Genomic DNA, 19357 nt, shown 5'->3' on the forward strand with positions numbered 1-19357 from the left:
GCTTCGTTACCTCGCAATGATGGTGACGTTCGCCTTCTTAGATGAATTTACCGACCTCTTGCGCCAGGTCGACGATCTTGTTGGAGTAACCCCATTCGTTATCGTACCAAGATACCACTTTAACGAAGTTGTCACTCAATGAGATACCCGCTTTCGCGTCGAAGATAGACGTACGGGAATCCCCTAAGAAATCGGTCGATACCACATCATCTTCGGTATAACCCAATATACCTTTTAGCTCACCTTCAGAAGCAGCTTTCATGGTTGCTTTAATCGTTTCGTACGAAGCAGGCTTCTCCAAACGTACCGTCAAGTCGACGACCGATACATCTGCTGTCGGTACGCGGAACGACATACCTGTCAATTTCCCTTGAAGTGAAGGTAATACCAACCCTACAGCTTTTGCTGCTCCGGTAGAGGAGGGGATGATGTTTTGATACGCACCGCGACCACCGCGCCAATCTTTTACCGATGGGCCGTCTACCGTTTTCTGTGTAGCCGTCACCGCATGCACTGTCGTCATCAAACCTTCTACAATACCAAAGTTGTCGTGCAATACTTTAGCAAGCGGAGCAAGACAGTTTGTTGTACACGAAGCGTTTGATACAATATGCTGGTCGGCTTTTAGTTCCTTGTGGTTGACACCCATTACAAAAGTAGGTGTGTCGTCTTTTGCAGGAGCCGACATGATAACTTTCTTTGCGCCAGCCTGAAGATGTTTCTGCGCAGCTTCCTGCGTTAAGAAAAGACCTGTGGACTCGATGATAACTTCAGCACCCACTTCATTCCATTTTAAATCTGCAGGGTCCCTTTCTGCGGTTACGCGGATTGTTTTCCCATTGACTACCAAATGACCGTCTTTAACTTCAACCGTGCCGTCAAACCGACCATGTGTAGAATCATATTTTAACATATACGCCATATAATCCGGCTCTACCAGATCATTGATGCCCACGATTTCGATATCCTTACGATTTACTGCTGCTCTAAAAGCCAGACGGCCGATACGGCCAAATCCATTGATTCCAATTTTCATTTTTACTAATTTTTATTGATATAATATTTTATTAAGTTCTGTATAGGTTCCCGTATAATCGTTTTAATATGTAAACCATTTTCGGCTCCTATTTCTCTGATCCACTCGGGAAAATTATTCGCTACCGATCCGGTAAAATGTATCGTCGAATCGGGATAACTGTCGGCCAGTGGAAGAAGATACGTTTTCACATACAAATTCAATCCTCTTTTCACTAACGCTGTGATATACGGATCTGTTTTATTTTCGAAGAAAAATTCCGCAAAAGACGTCAAGAAAATGTTAGGATTGGGACTGTTATAGATCCGATCCAAAATAACCTTTCGGTCAATATTATGCTTCGCGAGTAGTTTTTCCTTGATGCCCGACGGTAAGGAGTCGATAAGGAAATCCTTAAGCATCATCCGGGCCAACCAGTTGGTCGAACCTTCGTCCGCCAGGATATACCCCAGACCGTAATTGTTCTCCACAACCTTCTTTCCCGTATAATAGGCGGCATTCGACCCCGAGCCGATGATACCTATAATGCCTTTTTCATCACCAAAGGTAGATAGCGCTGAGGCAACAAGGTCATGCGATACCTTGACTCTCGCATTTTTAAAGAAACTCGAAAACACGCGGGCGATTTTATCCTGCCTTTCCTTCGACGATGCACCGGCCCCGAAAAAGAAAATCCGTTTGATACGTTCCGCATTATAAAGCAGTTCCGTATTCTTGTTCAATAGCTGATTAATGAAATTTTCATCTTGGATGTACGAGTTGATACCCACTGTCCGGAAGCCATGTAATACTCTTCCTTTCTCGGCTAAACGCCAGTCCGCATACCTTGATCCAGTGAAAATAACTAATATCATGTACTATTTATTCATTATGTTGGCGATTTCCAACAATTCTTCATCCAGTTTAAATTCCTTACTATGGAGAGCTTCTTCCAGCGGAGTCGTTATTATTTCAGTTCCCCGAAGTCCAACTGTAGCCCGTGTATTTCCTTTGAGTAATTCCTTTACAGCGTTGTATCCCATCCGTGTTGCAAGTACCCGATCAAAGCTGCTTGGGGCACCTCCGCGCTGCAAGTGTCCTAATATACTAACTTTAATGTCAAAATGCCCAAATTTTTCTTTAACACGTTTAGCTACATTATATGCTCCACCATTTTGATCGCCTTCGGCAATGACGACGATCATGGAACTTTTCTCCCGCTCCTCGGCAAATGACAATTCTTCCAACAACGTGTCGATACCCGAATCGATCTCAGGCAGTAAAATTGCTTCCGCGCCACCACCCACACCCGCATTCAGGGCAATGCAACCCGAATCGCGGCCCATCACCTCGATGAAAAAGACCCGGCTATGTGACGATGCTGTATCCCTGATCTTGTCGATGGCTTCGATCACCGTATTATTGGCCGTATCATAGCCTAATGTATAATCCGTTCCATATAGATCATTATCTATCGTGCCCGGAATACACATGACCGGGATATCAAATTCCTGTGAGAATAGGTGAGCACCGGTAAATGTTCCATCTCCACCGATAGCGACTAATGCATCAATGCCGTGTTTTTTAAGATTATCATAAGCCAGCTGTCGCCCTTCCCTGGTTTTAAACGCCAGACAACGTGCAGATTTCAATATGGTACCGCCTTTTTGTATGATCGAACTGACCGACCGTCGCGACATTTCGACAAAGTCGGCTTCCATCATACCTTCATATCCCCGATAAATCCCTGTTACTTCTAAACCTTTGTATTTGGCCGTGCGTACCACTGCCCGTATAGCGGCATTCATTCCCGGAGCGTCGCCTCCAGATGTAAAAACTCCTATTTTTTTTATGTTCATCAAGATTTACTAGAATTTAGACCACACGAATATAGTGTGTATTTTTTACACTAATAAATTTTTTGGTTATTTTTTTGCTTCTTTTACTAATTTTGTCCATTATTGTTTAGTTTTTAACTGAAATAATAATTTAATCTCAGGGCTTTGTTATCATATTTTACCATCGATTGTGTGATTGTTACCTTTCACGAGGGAGACTTAAAAGTACTGCTGACAGAAAGAAATGAATATCCATACAAAGACTGGTGGGCAATTCCCGGTTTTTTTGTGGAGAAGGACGAAGAAATGGAGGCAGCCGTCAAACGTATTGCCTATGAAATGACTGGCCTGAAAGATATCTATATGGAGCAACTTGCGGCCTTTGCCGGCGTAAAACGGCATCCAGAAGGACGTATCCTCACGGTAGCCTACTTGGCTTTTGTAAAATATGAAAACGTGAAGAACAAAGTTAAACCCATTACCAACTATATGCGTCAGGCGAAATGGTTTTCCATGGATGACCTGCCCGAATTGGCCTTTGACCATAAAGATATCCTGATGTTAGCGATGAAGAAGTTGAAGACTAATTTATCCTACACGCTTACACCTTACGAGCTCTTGCCCGAAAAATTTACGCTTACGCAACTCCAGCAAGTCTACGAATCGATTTTAGGTCAAACACTAGATAAAAGAAACTTTCGGAAAAAGATGGTTAACCTCGGATATCTGAAAGAGCTTGATGAATGCCAGACCGGCGTCTCTTACCGTGCTGCACGCTTGTATAAAGTCGACCGTAAGAAGTTTTTAAAGCTCTTCTCCTAATTTTTTTTCTCAGTTTGTCACGAAAATGTTTTTTTACTCGTTTTCTACGAGTTTGTATTTGAGTTTTTGTACTTTTGAACAATTTTTAAGAAAAGTCAGAAGATAAAATGGACAAACGTAAGGAGGAAATAGTTGAGGTTGCGTTAAAACGTTTCGCACATTATGGGTTCAACAAAACGACGATGAACGAAATTGCGGAGGACCTCAACATAACGAAGGCGAATCTTTATTATTATTATCCCGATAAGTTGGAATTAATTAAAGATGTCATCAAACATGTAACGAATGAAATCCACCAGAAAGAAAAGAAAATCATCGCTACTTACCGTAACAATTTTCTTGAAACGATGTTTTCTCTGCTGGAGGTGCGCTCATCTTATCTTAAAAAGTACTATGTCTTGCACATCAACGAGAATCTGGAATGGATTAAGGGTGTGGAGATCAACGAGTTTCTAAAGGAGTGTCACAAGGAGGATCTCAATCAGCTGAAGTTGTTGATTACTCGGGCTGTCGATGCGGGAGAAGTTGTCATTGAAGATGTGGATGAAACGTGTTCGGCCTACATCGAGATCATTAAGGGAATCAGTATTATGCACAACGTCCATGATATTATCACCGGGATTCCGAATAGCGAAAACGTAGATAAGATACTTCGCAGTCAGAAAAGAGCAACAAAATTAATATTTGAAAATCGAATAAATACGAAATAAAAGGATGAAAACGGGTAAAATTACAACGTTATTAATAATCGGGCTATTTTCAGGATCGCTGTTGAAAGCTCAGGAAGTGCTGACACTTCAGCAAGCTGTTAAATATGCTTTGGAGCATAAAGCAGAGGCAAAGAAAAGCAGTCTAGATTTAGAAAATGCCGAATACCAAATCGACGAGGTAAGAGCAGGTGCCCTTCCTCAAATCAGCGGATCTGGAAGTTTGACCTATAATCCCTTGATTCAAGAGAACGCCATAACAATGACACCAGAAGGTGGGCAGCCTACGTTGATGATTATAAAATTTGGACAACCTTGGCAAGCCACAGGAAACTTTACGGTAAATCAGCAATTATTTAATCAATCTTTATTTACAGGATTGAAGGCGGCTAAAACGACGAAGGAATTTTATTTAATCAACAAAGAATTGACGGATGAACAGTTAATAGAAAAAGTAGCAAATTCCTATTATGATGTTTTTCAGACGCAACTTCAGTTACAAACAATTGACGATAATTTGAATAGCACCGTAAAAACCAGAGATGTTATCCAAGGGTTGGTTGACGCTGGTCTCGGTCGAAAGATTGACTTAGATCGTACTAATGTAGCGGTAAATAACCTGCAGGCTAATCGTCAAATTGTGGTAAATGCATTAGAATTGAAAGAAAACGCGTTGAAGTTTGCTGTGGGTATGCCAATGGTACAAGATATTGTCTTACCGAAAGAGACATTTGAAGTAAATCCTTCCGCAGCATTAACGGAAAGTTTGGTTTTAGCAGAACGGACAGAAGTAAGAATGCTAGAGAAACAAATAGAACTTTTGGAATTGAACCGTCAGAGTATGAAAGCAGCCTATTATCCCTCGCTTTCGTTTTCGGGCAACTTGGGTTACACGGCAATTGGAGAAAAACTGCCTTTTTTTGGAAATGCAACGAGTAAATCCGCATTTTCTGCTTTGGGGCTCAATTTATCCATTCCAATCTTCAATGGTGGAGCTACTAAAGCTAAAATTAATCAAGCGACAATACAGCTGAAGCAATCACAAGTGGATTTGGATGACACGAAATTAGCTTTAGATTTAGCCAATGAAAATGCAAGGGCGCAGATTAAGAATTCATTGCTTACAATCAATTCAAATCGTTCGAATGTATCGCTTGCGAAAGAAGTATTAGAAGATACAGAAAACAACTATAAAAACGGCCTAGCTACATTAACCGATCTACTGGATGCAGAAAAAGCTTTTGCTGATGCGCAAAATAACTACACAACATCGTTACTAAACTATAAGGTAGCAGAGATCCAATTGATCAAAGCCAACGGAAATTTAAGATCATTAATAAACGAATAATTAACACACAAACAACTATATGAAACGCGCAATTATTACTGTACTTGTTGTCGCAGCGGTACTAACAGGTATAATTTACATCTTAAATAAAAATAAGGCAAAGAACCAGGCTGTAACAGAGGCGGCTGCCGTAACCAACGAAACTGTTGCTGTTCGCATCGATACAGCTCGTGTACAGGCGGTCGATCTTTCTTACGTAGCGAATGGAACACTTACACCCAAGCAGGAAGTGACCGTGTCGGCAGAAGCGTCCGGACGTGTGGTCAAGGTTTTGGTCGATGAAGGCTCGTATGTAGGTGCCGGACAGACATTGGCTGTGGTCGAAGGCGATAAACTGAATGTGAATGTCGCCAATGCACAGGCCGTATACGATGATGCAGCGGCCAATGTACAGCGCTTTGAAAGCGCCTATGCAACAGGAGGGGTGACCAAACAACAGTTGGATCAGGTAAAATTACAATTCGAAACCGCAAAGAATAACCTGCGGAGCGCCAAACTTACGGCGGGTGATGTCACGATCAAAACCTCAGTAAGTGGTATCGTCAACGCACGCCAGATTGAGCCAGGAGCTTATGTAAGTCCCGGAACAGCTGCTTTTGAAATTGTCAATGTGAGTACTCTCAAACTTCGTGTCAATGTGGATGAAAAGAATGTTGCTTCTTTGAAGGTTGGCCAAAGTGTCGATGTATCTGTAAGCGTATATCCGGACAAGGATATCAAAGGACGGATAACCTTTATCGCTCCTAAATCGGATGGTAGTTTAAACTTCCCCGTAGAGATTGAGATTGCCAATCCCGGGAATGCGTTACGTGCAGGTATGTACGGAACAGCTAACTTCGGCGGAAAATCTGCTGCCGACGTGTTGGTGGTTCCCCGTACGGCTTTTGTGGGCAGCGTAAGTGACAACAAAGTATTCCTCGCCAAAGATGGAAAAGCGGTAGCAGCAGAAGTTGTCGGAGGACGTACTTTTGGGAACTACGTTGAGATTTTAAGCGGTTTAGAAGCTGGAGATCAGGTTATCATTTCTGGACAGATAAACGTATTCGATCAAACGCCTATTACTATCATTAAATAATCTGAACGAACGAGTAGTATGAAGATTTCTGAAATATCAATAAAACGACCAAGCTTAATCATCGTGATGTTTATCATCTTGGTGCTTGGTGGTATCTTTTCCTATACCCGATTGGGATACGAATTGATACCGAAGTTCGAGATCAATGTGATCATGGTGCAGACGGTATACCCCGGTGCATCGCCGACAGAGGTGGAAAACACGGTTACGAAGAAGATAGAAGACGCCATATCATCGCTGGAGATGGTCAAGAAGATTGAGTCCACGTCGTTGGAAAACGTTTCCGTTGTAGCGGTCACATTAAACGACGGAGCTGATGTCAACTTTTTGCTGACCGACGCACAGCGGAAGATCAACGCTATATTGAACGATTTGCCGGAGGATGTAGATCCACCGACTTTGAATAAGTTCTCTCTCGATGACCTGCCGATCATGAGTCTGGCGGTTACTTCCAGTTTGTCCGAAAAGGAATTATACGACTTATTGGACAACAAAATACAACCTGTATTCGCCCGTATCAGCGGTGTTGCCAAGGTTGATATGGTAGGGGGAGAAGAGCGCGAAATCCAGGTGAAGGTAGATCCCGAGAAACTGGAAGGTTACGGGTTATCCATCACCCAAGTACAACAGGTCATCGCTTCTTCTAATCTGGATTTCCCTACAGGAAGCGTACAGTCGGCAGAAAAGCGGAACACCATCCGTCTGGCCGGTAAAGTGACAACCGTAGATGAACTGCGTGCCTTGCCGATTACGACACCGCAGGGAGTTACCATATACCTTCGCGATATTGCCGATATACAGGACGGTATTGCCGAAATCGAGAAAATCGCCCGTCTGGATCGTAAAAATACCATTTTGATGCAGGTCTATAAGCAATCCGATGCGAATGCCGTAGCCGTATCCAAATTGGTGCAGAAGACCATTTCCGTTAAGGACGATGAAGGAAATGTGATCGGTGGTGTCGAGAAAGACTATGAAAAAGACGGTATACAGATATTAGTGGCCAACGACTCCAGTGAATACACCTTGAGTGCGGCCAACCATGTGATGAAAGATTTGATGTTGGCTATTGTGCTGGTGGGTTTTATCATGTTGTTTTTCTTGCATAGTCTGCGTAATGCCGCTATCACGATGGTCGCAATACCTTTGTCATTGATTGCCACGTTTATCGGGTTCCTCTTCATGGGATATACCTTAAATCTGATGTCTTTATTGGGATTGTCCTTGGTGGTTGGTATTCTTGTGGATGACGCCATTGTCGTTATTGAGAATATCCACCGCCATATGGAGATGGGAAAAAACAGGGTGCGGGCGGCATTTGATGGTGCAAAAGAAATTGGTTTTACCGTCAGTGCGATTACGTTGGTTATCGTGGTGGTGTTCTTACCCATAGCCATGTCAACCGGTTTGGTAGCCAATATCCTCGCACAGTTCTGTGTGACCGTTATTATATCGACCTTACTGTCACTATTGGTTTCCTTTACGGTCGTACCTTGGTTATATTCCCGCTTTGGAAAATTGGAACATATCAGTTCTTCTTCCTTCTTCGGTCGGATTATATTAGGCTTTGAGAGAGGATTGAGCAAATTTACGCATTGGGTGTCGGGTATCTTAAAATGGTCGTTGGCTACGCGGTTAAATAAATTCCTCACCTTGGTGATTGCTGTAGTCCTATTCTTCGGCTCTATTACATTGGTGGGAATGGGATTCATTGGATCCGACTTTTTCCCCGCGAATGATAAGGGTGAGTTTATGGTACAGTTTGAACTCGAAAAAGACGCTTCATTGGAAGTGACCAATCAGCTTACACAACGTGCTGAAAACTATATTGCTGCAAAGCCAGAAGTCAAGCGTCTGATTACGACGGTAGGTCAGTCTAGCGACGGTGGTTTCGGTGGTGTCTCCGGCACACGGTATAAATCGGAGATCCACGTGATCCTCAAAGACGAATATATCGGTGTATTGAATTCAAAGGTGTATTCTGCTGATCTAAAACGCGAGTTAGAAAACGAGTTGATCGGCGCTAAAGTACGCACTGTCAACATGGGATTGATGGGAGCCGAGCAGGCACCATTGACATTGACTATCGTAGGCCCTTCCATGGACGATGCATTGGAGTTTGCTACCGAAGCGATGAAACTGCTGAATGAGATACCGGGATCCTCTCAGGTGAAACTATCCTCAGAGGCTGGTAACCCCGAAATCAACGTGCAGGTCGACCGGGAGAAAATGACTTCCTTGGGGCTCAATGTAGCAACCGTAGGTATGACCATGCAGACGGCATTTTCGGGTAATACAGATAACAAATTCCGTGCAGGTGATAACGAATATGATATTAATATCCAGTTTGACAACAAGGGTCGTACAGGTATCGAAGATGTGCGTAAGCTAAAGTTTATCAACGCCCAAGGTACATCGGTTACCTTAGATCAGTTTGCCGAAGTATCCTACGGATCTGGTCCGACATTGTTGGAACGTCGGGATAAAACACCATCTGTATCCGTAAAAGGACAGGTCATCGGCCGTCCGGCAGGGACTGTTGCCCAAGAATGGGAAGCGAAGTTCAAAGAATTGCCGCGCAAACCGGGAGTGACTTATCTATGGGGCGGTAACATGGAAAATCAGGAAGAGGGTTTCGGTACCTTAGGTATTGCCTTGTTAGCCTCCATTATCTTGGTGTACTTGGTTATGGTAGCCTTATATGACAGCTTTGCAACACCATTTGTGGTTTTATTCTCTATTCCATTGTCGTTTATCGGTGCCTTACTGTTGCTGGCGCTGACCAATCAGACGCTGAATATCTTTACCATCCTGGGTATTATTATGCTCATCGGTCTGGTAGCGAAAAATGCGATCCTATTGGTGGACTTTGCCAACCATAGAAAAGAGGCAGGCGATAATACCCACGATGCACTGGTTGCCGCTAACCATGCCCGGCTTCGTCCGATCTTGATGACGACCATTGCCATGGTTTTCGGTATGATCCCTATTGCGATGGCAACAGGAGGTATCGCAGATACCAACCGGGGATTAGCGATTGTGATTATCGGGGGCTTACTTTCCTCGCTCTTCCTGACACTCGTTGTCGTTCCGGTGGTCTATTCCTTGATGGATAGCTTCAAGCGGCGTTTTGGAAAAGGAGAGAAGGTCGATTATAAGGAACTTATAGTAGCCGACTACGTGCCGAATGAAGATTACGTCGATGAGATGGAAGTGAAGCATCAGTAAGCGTTTCTGACATACATGTATTTTTCAGATAGGATAATCGAAAATATTTCGATTATCCTATTTTTTTATATACGTGAGTTATATAACGATAAAAACCTAAAAAATGCCCCCCAAAAAAACAGTTCATAAGTGATCTCTTTGTGGCATTAGGTGAACCCTTTGTAAAAAAATGTGTTCCCTTGTTGAGACAAAGGGAACGGTCTTTTGACAACATGCATTGCAATTTCGCATATATACATGAAGCCGCTGCATACACGCCAAACGCCACAACCTATAGGTTGTGGCGTTTTCCGTATACGTTATTCCGTTTTGCCACTATGCCATGACGTTCGGCGTGATGTCCATGTTGTATCACGTATACGTGATGCAACACAACGTGTATGCCAAGCAACGCAACGTGTGCGTGACGTGCTCTTGCATACACGCAAAACTGCGGGGATACTATATTTTCCTGCATTGCATACACGCAATGTCGTATCGCATACATGTCATATTGCATCGCATACATGCGAAACAGTTTTGCGTATACGCAGTGTCGTTTCGCCTATACGCAAAAATGTTTTGTGTGTTGTCAAAGTTGCACGGCATGTACGCAGAAAGGACACCCCTTCTTCTATAAACACACGGGGCTGTACCGCCAGATGAGTTTGACACTTTAAATTGCTTTGTATAAGCATAAAGTCGATAAAAATACTTTTTACGTTTAACATAAATAGTGTGTATTTGCCGCGGGGGACAGTTTATATGCCTGCGGTATAAAAGTTACACACATAAAATCATAATTCATATAAAAATGCGTTATATAGTTAATTCCAATTATCGTTGAATCGTAAAAAATTCAACATTTTTTTGAATATGAATAAAGTAGTCCCTTTTTTTATACTAAGTTTGTAGCTTAATCGAATAGATGAAGACATATTTTAGATTATTATCTTTTGCAAAGCCCATAGAGAAATATGCTATTCCATATATTATCTTTACCGTTGTCGCTGTTATCTTCGGTACCTTAAATCTTGCCCTGCTGGCTCCTTTGCTACAGGTACTCTTCAAAGGTTCAAATTCGGATATCGCTGCGGAAGATATGGTCATCACCAAACCGGACAGTGCATTTGATTTTTTGGATTGGTTCACGTATTACGCCGATAAGCTATATACCGAGCTCGGTGCCTATGATGCGTTAAAATATGTTTGTATAGGAATTATTATTTCGGTATTCATCAGTAACCTGTTCCGCTATTTCTCGCAGCGCGTTATGGAAAATTTCCGTATCAACACCCTGTTGAATCTGAGACGTGTGGTCTTTGATAACGTGATGGATATGCATATGGGATTCTTTTCCAACCAGCGTAAAGGCGATATTATGTCTAAGGTATCGTCGGATGTTCAGGTGGTACAATACTCTGTTACAGGTACATTGCAGGTAGTTTTTAAAGAACCCCTTCAGTTGCTTGCCTATGTATACGCGTTGTTTTCCATATCGGGCAAACTCACGTTGTTTGCACTGACGGTTATTCCGATATCGGCCTTTGTGATTTCAAGGATCGTTAAAACCCTGAAGGCACAAGCTATTGAAGGACAGAAGTCCTATAGTAATATGATTTCTTTTCTCGACGAGGCCCTATCGGGCGTTCGCATCATTAAAGCATTCAACGCAACAGGCTTTGTCAAACAGCGTTTCCACAACGAGAATAGCTATTACGCTAAGATCATGCGGCGAATGGTGCGCAGGCAGCAACTGGGATCACCCGTTTCGGAGCTTTTAGGCGTGGTGATGGTTGCAATTATCCTCTTATATGGGGGGCATCTCGTCCTGACCGGGCAAGGGGAATTGAAAGCGTCGGAGTTCATCGCTTATATTGCGTTATTTTCACAGGTCATGCGTCCGGCAAAGGCATTAACCGATTCATTTGCTAATATTCACCATGGTCTGGCAGCAGGAGAGCGCGTGCTCCAATTGATCGATGAAAAAAATGAGGTAGTGGATAGGGAAGGAGCGATCGAAGTGCGTTCTTTTCAGGATTCCATTGCATTCGATCAGGTGCATTTTGCCTACGAAACGAAGGAGGTTTTGTCTGATATTAACCTTGAAATTAAAAAGGGACAAACTGTGGCTTTGGTGGGTCCATCAGGTGGAGGAAAATCGACCTTGGTCGATCTGATACCGCGCTTTATGGACGTCAACGCTGGAGCAATCTATTTTGATGGCCGGGATCTTCGTGACCTGAAACAAGACTCTTTGCGTCATCTAATCGGTGTCGTTAATCAGGAATCCATTTTATTCAATGACACTATTTTTAATAATATTGCTTTTGGCAATCAGTCTGCTACCGAAGAGGAAGTTATCGCCGCGGCAAAAATTGCTAATGCACATGAATTTATTGCCCGACTGGGCAACGGTTATCACACCAATATCGGTGACCGCGGATCAAAGCTGTCGGGTGGACAGAAGCAACGTATCTGTATCGCCCGTGCGGTATTGAAAAATCCGCCGATCATGTTATTGGATGAAGCGACTTCTGCCTTGGACACCGAGTCGGAACGACTGGTGCAGGATTCGTTGTACAAATTGATGAAAAATAGAACCACTGTCGTTATAGCCCACCGCTTAAGTACGATACAGAATGCCGATAAAATTGTGGTGGTCGAAGGGGGACGAATTGTGGAGGAAGGATCCCACCTGGAATTGATAAGCCAAAACGGTTTATACAAAAGGTTGATCGATATGCAGCAGTTTGTTGAGGTGTAAAGATTCTTTTTACACTGTTCTAAGGAGTCGCGTATTACATAATTTGTGTAAGTTTGTATAATATGCAGGAGAGAGTTTATGAATGCTGAGCAAAAGTTAGGTTTTTTAATAAACAACAAGGGTTTAGATGCTGATCTAAAGCGAATAGCTGAAAAAGTAAAAGAGGGGGAACGCATCACTTTTGAGGAGGGTGTATTGCTGTACGAGAAAGGGGAGTTGGGTTACCTCGGTGTACTGGCGAACTATATCCGCGAACGAAAGCACGGTGATCACACATATTTCAACCGAAATTTTCATATTGAACCCACTAACGTATGCGTATACGATTGCAAATTCTGTTCGTATTCCCGTCTTATCAAACAACGGGAAGACGGTTGGGAGATGGACGTCGATACGATGATGGAGGTGGTCAGGAAATATGACGGCGAACCGGTGACGGAGGTGCATATCACGGGGGGGGTCGTACCCAAGCAGAATCTGGAATTTTACGCGGAGTTTTTTAAACGCTGTAAAGCCCATCGCCCAGATCTTCATATCAAAGGGCTGACACCTGTTGAATACTACTACATTTTCAAAAAGGCAAAACTGAGCCACTATGAAGGTCTGAAATATCTAAAAGCTTGTGGATTAGATTCTATGCCTGGAGGTGGCGCGGAGATATTTCACCCGGAAGTGCGGGAAAAGATTGCACACGATAAATGTAATGCCGAGCAGTGGTTGGATATTCATGAGCAGGCACATAAACTGGGTATGCATACGAACGCCACAATGTTGTATGGACATATTGAAGAATTCTGGCATCGCATAGATCATATGGACCGTCTCCGTCAGCTGCAGGATCGTACGGGTGGCTTTCAGACTTTCATACCCTTAAAATTTAGAAATAAAGACAATCAGATGTCGGATGTTGCCGAAGTGTCGGTAATCGAAGATCTTCGTAATTATGCCGTGGCACGTATATATCTGGACAATTTTGCGCACATCAAGGCATATTGGGCGATGATTTCGCGTGATACTGCCCAGCTTTCTTTGGCCTATGGCGTGGATGATATCGACGGAACGCTGGATGATACTACAAAAATTTATAGTATGGCGGGTGCGGAAGAGCAGAATCCGGTAATGACGACAAAGGAATTGGTCGAGCTCATCCGACATGTCGGGCGCCATCCAGTGGAACGGGATACACTGTATCATGTTGTCACGGACTACAAAGACGTGGTATTCGAAGAAGAGCATGCACCTAAATATTATGCACTTCCTGTTGTAAATTGATACGCTATAGCTATTTTGAAGAAGACTTTTTATTTTATCAGACACGGACAGACAGACCTTAACTTAAAGGGGATAGTACAGGGGAGGGGCGTGAATACACCGCTCAACGAAAATGGGCGAAAGCAGGCGGAAGATTTTTTTCAGGCCTATAAAGATGTACCTTTTGACAAGATATACACGTCGACGTTACTGCGTACGCACCAAACGGTCGAACCGTTTGTCAATCTGGGTATACCCCGGGAGGATTTGGAGGGTTTAGATGAGATCAGCTGGGGTATATACGAAGGAAAGCCGCAAGATGAAAGCATTATGAGTGGTTTTGAAACGGTAGTGACCTGCTGGCGGAACAATGATCTGGATTACTGCATAGAAGGGGGCGAATCGCCCAATACGTTAGTCGCCCGCCAAAAGGAAGCGGTAGCGTATATGCTGCAACAAAAGAATGAGAAGACGATATTGGTCTGTATGCATGGCAGGGCCTTGCGTATTCTTCTTTGCCACCTGACCAAAACTCCGGTTTGTCGTATGGATGATTTCCCGCATACCAACACCTGCTTGTATATTTTGGAGTACGAGGATGGTAAATTTTCTATTGTAGATTATTATAATACTGCTCATTTAGCTGATCTCCATGACTAAGATTAAGATTTCCGCAGTTAGTTATACCAATACGCTGCCTTTTCTTCAAGGTATACGCGCGTCGTCCCTTATGGATCAGATTGATCTGAGCTTGGACTATCCGGCAGAGTGTGCCCGGAAAGTTATCGCCAATGAGGTGGACATGGGTATTATACCGGTCGCTGCTTTACTGGAGATAGAGGATGCTCATATCATAGGCGATTATTGTATCGGAACCGAAGGCAGGGTTGACTCTGTTTTTATCTTTTCCGATAAGCCGATAGAAGAAATCGACTCAATAAGGCTGGATTACCAGTCGAAAACCTCTAACGGGTTGGCGAGGATACTCCTTAAACATTATTGGAAGCGTGATGTCCGAATCGTGCAGGAAGGAGAGGCGGATGCCTATGTATTGATTGGCGATCGTACTTTTGGCAAGAAAGATGAAGTGACTTTTGCCTACGACCTTGGCTATTACTGGAAACAATTTACGGGTCTTCCATTTGCTTTTGCTGTATGGGTGGCCAATAAAGAACTGCCTCCGGTATTTGTAACGGGATTTAACCGGGCATTGGCAAATGGTATAACACATGCCGCGGATGTCATTGAAGGCCTTCCGAGATACCAAGACTTCGATTATCTCGATTACCTGACGAACAGCTTGGACTTTCACCTCACCGATAAAAAACGAGAAGCTATTTCGAGGTATCTGGAGTTGTATAAAGGGTTATGATGTCGCTCGAGCGGCCCTCTCTTGTAACATTTATATCATCCCTCTTGACCTTTTCGCTTAAGATAATTAATTTTATGACCTATGTACCGAAACGAAGATTTTGATGTTATTGTCGTTGGCTCTGGGATAAGTGGTAGCTGGGTGGCGAAGGAATTTTGTGATCGAGGCTTTAAAACCTTGGTTGTTGAACGTGGAAGGATGGTAAAACACATCAAAGACTATCCGACGGCCAATATGGACACTTGGGAATTTGAACATCGGAATAGGGCGACGCGTGCGGAAATAGCCGCAAATCCCGTCGTGGGTGCACACTATGCTTTTAATGAGTCCACGTCACATTTTTATATGCAGCCGGGTGAACAGAACTATATCCAGGAAAAACCTTTTCAATGGATAAGGGGTTATCAGGTCGGCGGAAAATCCCTATTATGGGCGAGGCAGACCCAACGTTGGAGTGATTATGAATTCAATAGCCCCAAGCGTTTTGACTATGGGGTGGATTGGCCTATACGCTATAAAGATATCGAACGTTGGTATACGCATGTGGAGAAATTTATCGGTATATCCGGAACACGGGACGGTATAGACAATATGCCGGACAGCGAAGTAGTAGGCGCTTTTGAAATGAATGCTGTCGAGAAACATATCGCGGCATCTATCCGGGAAAACTATACTGATCGGCAGGCTATCATCGGACGTTGTGCCAATCTGGCTGAGCTTGGTGAGGAACAGAGCCGGCAAGGGCGTACAAAGTGTATGGCGCGAAGCATGTGCGAGCGAGGCTGTCCGTTCGGTGGCTATTTCAGCTCCAACGCGTCGACGTTACCGCATGCGGAAAAGACAGGCAATCTCACGATTGTCACCGATTCGGTGGTCGATAAGGTCGTTTACGACGAGAAAGCGCAACGGGCTGTCGGTGTAAGTGTAATCAATACGAAAGACCGCTCGAAAAGGATTTATACGGCGAAGGTAATATTCTTGAACGCAGCAACGCTAAATTCTAACCTTATACTTCTAAACTCCCGATCCGAATCTTTTCCGCATGGGCTGGGCAACACGAACGGTCTGCTGGGTAAATATATCACATTTCATAATTACCGTGGTCGTCTACAGGCGATGATGCCGGGTTTTGAAGATAAGTATTATTACGGGAGACGACCTACACAGGTGTTTATACCTGCGTTTAAGAACATACATACCGAAACGGCTAGTTTTCGCGGAAGTTATCTGATGGCACTTTCTGCACGTCGGGACAGTTGGAACAAAAATGTAGATAACCTGGGGTTGGGCGCTGCCTTTAAAGATGCGCTATCCGAAGCTGGAGGTTGGCAAGTGTCTTTGATGATGCAAGGCGAAGTGCTGCCCCGACTGGACAACCATGTCCGGTTGAGTGATACCAAAGTGGATAAATATGGAATTCCACAGTTGATTACTTCGGTAGATTATGATCAGAACGATATCGCCATGATGGAGGATTTTTTCAAGGAGGGGACGGACATGCTAACAAAAGCGGGCTGTCGTGATATTGTCAGCCTCGATCAACACGAGGCCTTTGGCCGGCAGCCAGGCCTTGAAGTACATGACATGGGAGGTGTCCGGATGGGCAATGATCCAAATACATCCTTGTTGAATGCATACAACCAGATGCATGCGTGTAAAAACGTCTTTGTAACAGACGGTGCCTGCATGATCAGTACAGGCAATCAAAATCCGTCGCTTACCTTTATGGCGTTGAGTGCTCGGGCTGCGGATTATGCTGCAGCACTCCTAAAAGCTGGGGAATTATAACTAAACCCCCATTTCTTTTAATATGAACTGGGCGTTGTCGATCTTGTCGGCGATCCACAATACATAACGGATATCGACACCGATGGATCGGCTGTAGCTTTCGTTCCATGCAAAATCGTTTATCGTCGCTTCATAGGCGCGGTCGAAGTTCACTCCCACGAGTTCGCCGTATGCATTCATAATAGGCGAACCTGAATTGCCACCCGTGGTATCCATATTGTATAAGATATTGACCGGCACATCATCGATTTCCTTTTTGTAATAGGCGCCAAAGTTCTTCTTTAACCACTCCTCTTTAATCGCTTGAGGATAAATGAATTCGGGATTTCCACTATTTCCCTTTTCTATCAATCCGCCGATGGATGTAAACGGCGACATATAGGTTGCGTCAGCGGGGCTATAACCTTTGATATAACCAAAAGTCAAGCGCAGCGTGGAATTGGCATCCGGGATAAAGTTCTTGGACTGATAAATTTCTTTTACAGCGACATAATCTGCCATAAGCTTATTCAATACGCCTTCACGCCGTGTCAGTTCCGTATCGAAGTTTTCACTTTCCTCGGCGAATTGTTGTTGGAGGTTCAATAGGTCATCCCGATAGGCGAGAAGGGTGGATACGCTGTTGAGCACGTCGGCAAAAAGCTTGTTTTTATCCTTTAGCTTGGAACTATCAATTGTTTGAGCGATAAACGTTCCGGCTGCATTGCTGTCGGGAAAACCTTTCTTCTGAATGGTGGCTATCGTATTTTCGCCCTTAAAGTTATAGGCCAGCGCAAACAAATGTTTGCCTATATTTTGGTCTACAGTTGTGTGATAGCTTTCATATATTTTTTCGAGTTGTTTCTTAACAGCTGCAATATTATAATCGAACAATTGCTTTTGAAGGCCTGGAGTAGACTGCTGAGCGATGGCTTCTTGGAAAGTGCCGATAATATGTGCGATTTGCATACTGCGGATGCCAGAATATAAATGACTAAACCAGAGCTCTTTTTCTGCATCTTGAAAAACCTGCTTATAATGCATATCTATATCTTGCATAAGTGTACCGTATGCCGTTTTTAGATCCGGGTGACTGGCTATGAACTGGGCTAATGCTTCATCCTCTTGACGTTTTTGCTTAACAAGATCAATATTACGCAGGCCCCTTAGCTTACCGCGATAATTCTTCATCACGTTCGCATTACGCTTGATACGTGTAGCTAAGGCCAATTCAACGGCTTTATCGTTTTTACCTGCGTTATGCATCTGCTGATTTTGAAAATCATACAGTTCAGATGTGAAAGGAAGCAAATATTGCTGTTGGTATTCCAGATATTGATAGGGACGATGTCGGAATGTTCGCCCCGGATATCCCAATATAAAAACAAAGTCTTCCTCATCGACACCTTTGGGATTCACATGGAGGAATTTCTTCGGTGTATAAGGTACATTATCTTTTGAATATTTGGCCGAAGAGCCATCCGGAGCTACGTAAGCCCGGAGAAAAGAGAAGTCTCCCGTGTGTCGAGGCCATACCCAATTGTCCGTTTCACCACCAAATTCACCGATATCCTGACGAGGAACATACACCAAGCGGACATCTTCAATGGTCTTATAGCGGAAGAGAACGTAGCTTTTGCCCATAAACATTTCCGATACTTCGGCTTTTATCGTCGGATCTTCCCTTTCGGCTTCCTGTGTTAGTTCAGCCCGTCTTTTTTTGATGATTTCGATACGTTCTACGGGATCCTTGACCTGCGCTACAGCGGAAAGTATTTTATCGGACACATCTTCATACGATTCAGTAATGCGGATCGTTAATCCCTGCGCTTCGATCTCCTGCTCGTGTGAGCGGGCGACAAATCCATTTTCCAGATAATTGTGTGTTGGGGTGGAAGCCAATTGCACAGCACTAAAAGCGCAATGATGATTGGTAATGACCAAACCGTTGGGTGAAACAAATGATCCGGTACATCCACCTACCCGGACCAAGGCATCAACCAAACTGATCTGTCCGGGATTGTATATATCTTTTTCACTGATTTTCAATCCTGCTTGCTTTAACCCTGCACGATTCAATTCGCTCAATGGAAACATACCCTCATCGGGAGCGTATGCCGGATAACGAAAAGCTGTTAATCCAAAACAAGCAATTAACGCGAAAATCTTTAAATGGCTATTCATATCT

The 19357-nt window shown here is 43.7% G+C and carries 14 protein-coding genes; 10 read left to right on the plus strand and 4 right to left on the minus strand.

The window, feature by feature from the left end; genetic code table 11:
* Positions 1 to 37 precede the first annotated feature (37 nt).
* The 3 genes from gap to pfkA are packed head-to-tail and all read right to left on the minus strand — an operon-like array spanning position 38 to position 2874.
* Positions 38 to 1036, minus strand: coding sequence for a type I glyceraldehyde-3-phosphate dehydrogenase (gap, locus tag G5B30_RS08035; RefSeq protein ID WP_165319458.1), 999 nt, complete (start codon positions 1034 to 1036; stop codon positions 38 to 40).
* A gap of 5 nt (positions 1037 to 1041) precedes the next feature.
* Positions 1042 to 1890: a hypothetical protein gene (locus tag G5B30_RS08040; protein ID WP_165319459.1), complete on the minus strand. Its 849-nt coding sequence runs from the start codon at positions 1888 to 1890 to the stop codon at positions 1042 to 1044.
* 3 nt (positions 1891 to 1893) lie between these two features.
* Positions 1894 to 2874, minus strand: a complete 981-nt coding sequence (gene pfkA / locus G5B30_RS08045; protein ID WP_165319460.1) for a 6-phosphofructokinase — start codon at positions 2872 to 2874, stop codon at positions 1894 to 1896.
* Positions 2875 to 3018: 144 nt separating this feature from the next.
* Here pfkA and G5B30_RS08050 point away from each other — a divergent pair, with 144 nt between their 5' ends.
* From G5B30_RS08050 to G5B30_RS08095, 10 genes are all read left to right on the plus strand, one after another.
* Positions 3019 to 3675, plus strand: a complete 657-nt coding sequence (locus tag G5B30_RS08050) for an NUDIX hydrolase (RefSeq protein ID WP_165319461.1) — start codon at positions 3019 to 3021, stop codon at positions 3673 to 3675.
* A 107-nt stretch (positions 3676 to 3782) separates the two neighbouring features.
* Positions 3783 to 4385, plus strand: a complete 603-nt coding sequence (locus tag G5B30_RS08055; protein ID WP_165319462.1) for a TetR/AcrR family transcriptional regulator — start codon at positions 3783 to 3785, stop codon at positions 4383 to 4385.
* A gap of 4 nt (positions 4386 to 4389) precedes the next feature.
* Entirely contained in the window at positions 4390 to 5730 is a 1341-nt protein-coding gene (locus tag G5B30_RS08060; protein WP_165319463.1) for a TolC family protein, read from the plus strand.
* A 19-nt stretch (positions 5731 to 5749) separates the two neighbouring features.
* The gene (locus G5B30_RS08065; protein WP_165319464.1) at positions 5750 to 6805 is read left to right on the plus strand and encodes an efflux RND transporter periplasmic adaptor subunit; all 1056 of its coding nucleotides are present in this window, start codon (positions 5750 to 5752) and stop codon (positions 6803 to 6805) included.
* Between the two features lie 18 nt (positions 6806 to 6823).
* Positions 6824 to 10033 carry an efflux RND transporter permease subunit gene (locus G5B30_RS08070; protein ID WP_165319465.1) on the plus strand — a complete coding sequence of 1070 codons (3210 nt, stop codon included), beginning with the start codon at positions 6824 to 6826 and terminating at the stop codon, positions 10031 to 10033.
* A gap of 907 nt (positions 10034 to 10940) precedes the next feature.
* Positions 10941 to 12779 carry an ABC transporter ATP-binding protein gene (locus G5B30_RS08075; RefSeq protein ID WP_165319466.1) on the plus strand — a complete coding sequence of 613 codons (1839 nt, stop codon included), beginning with the start codon at positions 10941 to 10943 and terminating at the stop codon, positions 12777 to 12779.
* A gap of 78 nt (positions 12780 to 12857) precedes the next feature.
* Entirely contained in the window at positions 12858 to 14051 is a 1194-nt protein-coding gene (gene mqnE / locus G5B30_RS08080; RefSeq protein WP_165319467.1) for an aminofutalosine synthase MqnE, read from the plus strand.
* A 15-nt stretch (positions 14052 to 14066) separates the two neighbouring features.
* On the plus strand, positions 14067 to 14690 hold the full coding sequence (locus tag G5B30_RS08085; RefSeq protein WP_165319468.1) for a histidine phosphatase family protein: 624 nt from the start codon (positions 14067 to 14069) through the stop codon (positions 14688 to 14690).
* A complete protein-coding gene (locus G5B30_RS08090; protein WP_165319469.1) occupies positions 14683 to 15402 on the plus strand; it encodes a menaquinone biosynthetic enzyme MqnA/MqnD family protein in 720 nt (239 codons plus the stop codon). The genes G5B30_RS08085 and G5B30_RS08090 overlap by 8 nt, the downstream gene beginning before the upstream one ends.
* Before the next feature lie 81 nt (positions 15403 to 15483).
* Positions 15484 to 17190, plus strand: coding sequence for a GMC oxidoreductase (locus G5B30_RS08095; RefSeq protein WP_165319470.1), 1707 nt, complete (start codon positions 15484 to 15486; stop codon positions 17188 to 17190).
* Here the strand turns inward: G5B30_RS08095 and G5B30_RS08100 are convergent, their stop codons facing one another.
* The gene (locus tag G5B30_RS08100; protein ID WP_165319471.1) at positions 17191 to 19353 is read right to left on the minus strand and encodes a S46 family peptidase; all 2163 of its coding nucleotides are present in this window, start codon (positions 19351 to 19353) and stop codon (positions 17191 to 17193) included. It abuts the gene before it with no gap.
* Positions 19354 to 19357 lie beyond the last annotated feature (4 nt).

This window comes from Sphingobacterium sp. SGG-5, assembly GCF_011043525.1.
Classification (GTDB): Bacteria; Bacteroidota; Bacteroidia; order Sphingobacteriales; family Sphingobacteriaceae; genus Sphingobacterium.